Genomic DNA, 4,192 nt, shown 5'->3' on the forward strand with positions numbered 1-4,192 from the left:
CCCTCGGGGTCCCAGAACGCGATCCGGCTCTCCCGGGGCAGGGGGGCGGGCAGGAAGACGGCGGCGAGCCGGACGGGGACGGCCGGGTCCCGCTGCTCGCCCCTGCACTCGGCCACCAGGGCCCTGTCGCTCATACGTCCTGTCACCTCCCGCCCGCGTGTCGGATCAGTCGTCTTCGACTCTACGGGCGGGGTCTGACAATCGGCTCCGGTGACCGGCCGGGGCCGCTCGCCGGAGCGGCCGGGTCAGGGAACCGTGCGCGAGACGACGTACACCTTCGGGGCGTTCGGCACGGTCAGGTTGACCATCACGTCCTGGGTGGGCGCCGGGTCCTTCTGCGCGTGGCTCAGGCCCCACCAGGAGCGCGGGCCGTCGAATTTCCAGCCGCTGACCTTCTGGTCGCGCTCGCCGATGGAGATCTCGTTCTTCTTCAGGTCGGCGCGGCTGACGCCCATGCCGGTGAGGAAGGCGGCCAGGCCCGCGTCGGTGGTGCGGAACTGGACGTAGAGGCGGCTGGTCTTCCAGTTGTTGGTCTCGTAGGCGGCCACCAGGTCCGCGGGGTGCGGGACCGGCACCTGGTAGAGGCGGCGCTGGACCTTGGAGGGCCAGCCGGGTGTGAGGCCGGTCGCCGAGTACTTGGCCTCCTTGTCCTTGCCGCTGTCCCGGCTCTGGTTGGCGGAGATCACCAGATAGCCGGCCGGGACGCCGATGAGCAGGCCGATGATGAGCAGCGTGATCGCCCTGCGGCGGATCATGTGGCGGCGGTCCTCGGTAGGCCGCTCCGGCTCGTCGGGGGGCGCCGCGGCCTGGCGCGGCAGGGATGCCGTCACGCGGTGTCCCGGGACGTACGGCGGGCCTCCACGTACCGTTCGTAGCGCTCGTGCCGCTCCACCCGGCGGCGGTTGGCGCGGCGGAAGCGGCGGGCGACCAGGCGGGCGAGGTCGGCGGCGCCGACCATGCCGGCCTCGGGGCCGAGCTGGGCGCGGGCGATCCGGGCCTCGGGGCGGTAGCCGCGGCCGGTGAGCTGGCGCTTGAAGGCGTCCCGCGCGGGGCCGATCAGCAGATCGTCGGCCGCGCTGACGCCGCCGCCGATGACGAAGCAGGACGGGTCGAGGGCGGCGGCGAGGTTCGCGATGCCGACGCCGAGCCACTGGCCGATGTCCTGGAGCAGCTCGATGCACATCGCGTCGCCGTCACGGGCCAGCTCGGTGATCATCGGGCCGGTGATGTCGCCGATGTTGCCCTTGACGTGCTCGATGATCCCGTACGCCACCGGGGAGTCGGCGGCGGCCAGCTCCCTGGCCTCCCTGACCAGCGCGTTTCCTGAGCTGTACTGCTCCCAGCAGCCGCGGTTGCCGCACGGGCAGCGGTGGCCGCCGGGGACGACCTGCATATGGCCGAACTCGCCGGCGACGCCGTACTTGCCGCGCTTGACCTGGCCGTCCTCCAGGATCGCGCCGCCGATGCCGGTGCCGAGCGTGATCATGACCAGGTGGTCCTCGCCGCGGCCCGCGCCGAAGCGCCACTCGGCCCAGGCGGCGGTGTTGGCGTCGTTGTCCACGAGGACGGGGACCGCGAGGCGGCCGGCGATGCGGTCGCGCAGGGGCTCGTTGCGCCATGACAGGTGGGGGGCGAACAGCACGCGGTTGCGGTCGGCGTCGACCCAGCCCGCGGCGCCGATGCCGACGGCGTGGACGTCGTGGCGGTCGGACAGGTCCAGCACCAGTTCGACGATGGTGTCCTCGACGACCTTGGGGCTCTTGGACTTGTCCGGCGTCTCGGTGCGGACCTTCTCCAGGATGTTGCCGTCGGCGTCGACGACACCCGCCATGACCTTGGTGCCACCGATGTCGATGCCCACCGTCGGCACGCGCGGTGCGGTCAGGTGTGAGCGGCGTTCCCGCGTGCCGACGGTCCGCAGGGCGGGGGCGCGGCGGGAGCCTATGGGGGCGCTGAAGTTGCCGTAGGTGCTCATCGGCCCCGATTCTGCCGCACGCTCACGCGAGGTGCCGAACACGGGGCGGCAAAGGGGGGTGCGCGATTCGTTGCCGCGTGCGGGTGGGCGGGGGCTGAGCGCGCGGTTCTCCGCGCCCCTAAGGGCGGACCAGGAGCTGGAATTCGAATGAGTAGCGAGTGGGGCGATAGGTGTGGGTGCCGTACTCGACGGCTCTGCCCGTGTCGTCGAAGGTGACGCGTTGCATGGTGAGGAGGGGGGCGCCCGCCTCCTCGGCCAGGCGTTCCGCCTCCGCGGGGGTGGCCGCTCGCGCGCCGATGGACTGGCGGGCGCTGTGCAGGGTGATGCCCGCCGCGCGCATCATGCGGTACAGGCCGGTGCCCTCCAGCTGGGCGGTGTCCAGGTCCAGGAGGGCCGGGGGGAGGTAGTTGCAGAGGTACGCCATCGGCTCGCCGTGGGCCATGCGCAGGCGCTCGACCTGGTGCACGTCGCTGCCCTCGGCGACGCCGAGCGCGGCGGCGATCTCGGCGGTGGCGGGGACGACGGTGTTGACGAGGACCTTCGTCGCGGGGCGCTGTCCGGCCGCCTCCAGGTCGTCGTAGAGGCTGCTGAGCTCCAGGGGGCGCTTGACCTGGCTGTGCACGACCTGGGTGCCGACTCCGCGGCGGCGCACGAGCAGGCCCTTGTCGACGAGCGACTGGATGGCCTGGCGGACGGTGGGCCGGGACAGGCCGAGCCGGGCGGCGAGCTCGATCTCGTTGCCCAGCAGGCTGCCGGGAGTGAGCGTTCCGTGCTCGATGGCGGCCTCCAGCTGCTGGGACAGCTGGAAGTACAACGGCACCGGGCTGCTGCGGTCCACACTGAGCTCGAGCGTCACGGTCGGGTCCACTCCTGGTTTCGGCACGGGCCCGAGCGTAGCTCCGTGCGCTGTTGACGGGAAGTCGTGTAGTCAGATTGTCCGGACATACGGATTGACAGCACGCGCTTCGCGACCACACTTTGTTCACATGCGCATCGGGGTCATAGGGACGGGCCGCATCGGCACCATTCATGCGAACACGCTCAGCCGTCATCGGGAGGTCGGTTCCTTAATCCTCACGGACGCGGACGGGGCGCGGGCCCAGGAGCTCGCGCACCGCCTCGGGGAGACCGCGGCCCCGGGCGTCGACGAGATCTTCAAATGGGGCGTGGACGCCGTGGTCATCACCACGGCCACCTCCGCCCACGCCGAGCTGATCGGCCGGGCGGCACGCTCGGGGCTGCCGGTGTTCTGCGAGAAGCCCATCGCGCTCGACCTGCCCGGGACGCTGCAGGCCATCGCCGAGGTGGAGACCGCCGGGACGATTCTGCAGATGGGTTTCCAGCGGCGCTTCGACGCGGGCTACACCGGTGCGCGGGAGGCGGTGCGCTCGGGGCGGCTCGGACGGCTGCACACGGTGCGGGCGCTCACCTCCGACCAGGCGCCGCCGCCGGCCGAGTGGCTGCCGCTGTCCGGCGGGCTGTACCGGGACACCCTGATCCACGACTTCGACATCCTGCGCTGGGTGACCGGGCACGAGATCGTCGACGTGTACGCGGCCGGGTCCGACGCGGGCCCGCCGATGTTCCGGGCCGCGGGGGACGTCGACACCGCGGCGGCCGTGCTCACCCTCGACGACGGGACCCTCGCGACGGCCACGGCCACGCGGCTGAACGGCGCCGGGTACGACGTGCGGATGGAACTGGCCGGGGAGCTGGACCAGGTCGTGGTGGGTCTGGACGACCGCACGCCGATCGCGTCCACCGAGCCCACCGGGCCGCCCGCGGCGGACAAGCCGTGGACGGGGTTCCTGGAGCGGTTCGGACCGGCCTACGAGGCCGAACTGGCCGCGTTCATCGAGGTGGTCCGGGGCGAGAGAGCGAACCCCTGCGACGGGCGCGAGGCGTTGCAGGCGCTAAGGATCGCCGAGGCGTGCGAGATCTCCCGACGGGAACGCCGCGCGGTACGCCTGGCGGAACTCCCGGGCGCCACGAGCGAGTCCGCGTTCTGACCGCGCGGGGCCGACCGACGGCACCCTGCACGCCCTGCCGACCGGACGCCGGGACGGCTGCTCGATCGGCCCCGGCCACATCGCTGACCGGGGCGGGCACGCGCACGCCACAGGGCCCCGCACGGCCACGCCCCGCCGACCGGACCCCGGCACGGTGAGCCGTCGGCGGCCCGGCACGCCCATCTGCCGACGGCTCACCGTGCCGGGG

The 4,192-nt window shown here is 72.7% G+C and carries 4 protein-coding genes; 1 reads left to right on the top strand and 3 read right to left on the bottom strand.

All coding sequences use genetic code 11. From position 1 onward, the window contains the following. Positions 1 to 245: 245 nt before the first annotated feature. The 3 genes from EHS43_RS38935 to EHS43_RS38945 all read right to left on the bottom strand — a co-directional run bounded on the left by EHS43_RS38935 (position 246) and on the right by EHS43_RS38945 (position 2,831). Complete coding sequence (locus tag EHS43_RS38935) at positions 246 to 830, bottom strand: sugar kinase (RefSeq protein WP_125195303.1); 585 nt, start codon at positions 828 to 830, stop codon at positions 246 to 248. Then, the gene (locus EHS43_RS38940; protein WP_037712265.1) at positions 827 to 1,975 is read right to left on the bottom strand and encodes an ROK family glucokinase; all 1,149 of its coding nucleotides are present in this window, start codon (positions 1,973 to 1,975) and stop codon (positions 827 to 829) included. Before EHS43_RS38940 ends, EHS43_RS38935 begins: the two co-directional genes overlap by 4 nt. Positions 1,976 to 2,093: 118 nt before the next feature. Continuing rightward, positions 2,094 to 2,831: a GntR family transcriptional regulator gene (locus tag EHS43_RS38945; protein ID WP_125195304.1), complete on the bottom strand. Its 738-nt coding sequence runs from the start codon at positions 2,829 to 2,831 to the stop codon at positions 2,094 to 2,096. A gap of 130 nt (positions 2,832 to 2,961) precedes the next feature. On the opposite strand from EHS43_RS38945, the gene EHS43_RS38950 reads away from it, so the two are divergent. Continuing rightward, positions 2,962 to 3,984: a Gfo/Idh/MocA family oxidoreductase gene (locus EHS43_RS38950; RefSeq protein ID WP_125195305.1), complete on the top strand. Its 1,023-nt coding sequence runs from the start codon at positions 2,962 to 2,964 to the stop codon at positions 3,982 to 3,984. The last annotated feature ends 208 nt before the right edge of the window (positions 3,985 to 4,192 follow it).

This window comes from Streptomyces sp. RP5T (assembly GCF_003933965.1).
In the GTDB taxonomy this organism is placed as follows: domain Bacteria; phylum Actinomycetota; class Actinomycetes; order Streptomycetales; family Streptomycetaceae; genus Streptomyces.

Bases quoted from the DNA above. Each gene is read 5' to 3' on its own strand.
- EHS43_RS38950 (WP_125195305.1), top strand. From the start codon at position 2,962: ATGCGCATCGGGGTCATAGGGACGGGCCGCATCGGCACCATTCATGCG.
- EHS43_RS38940 (WP_037712265.1), bottom strand. From the start codon at position 1,975: ATGAGCACCTACGGCAACTTCAGCGCCCCCATAGGCTCCCGCCGCGCC.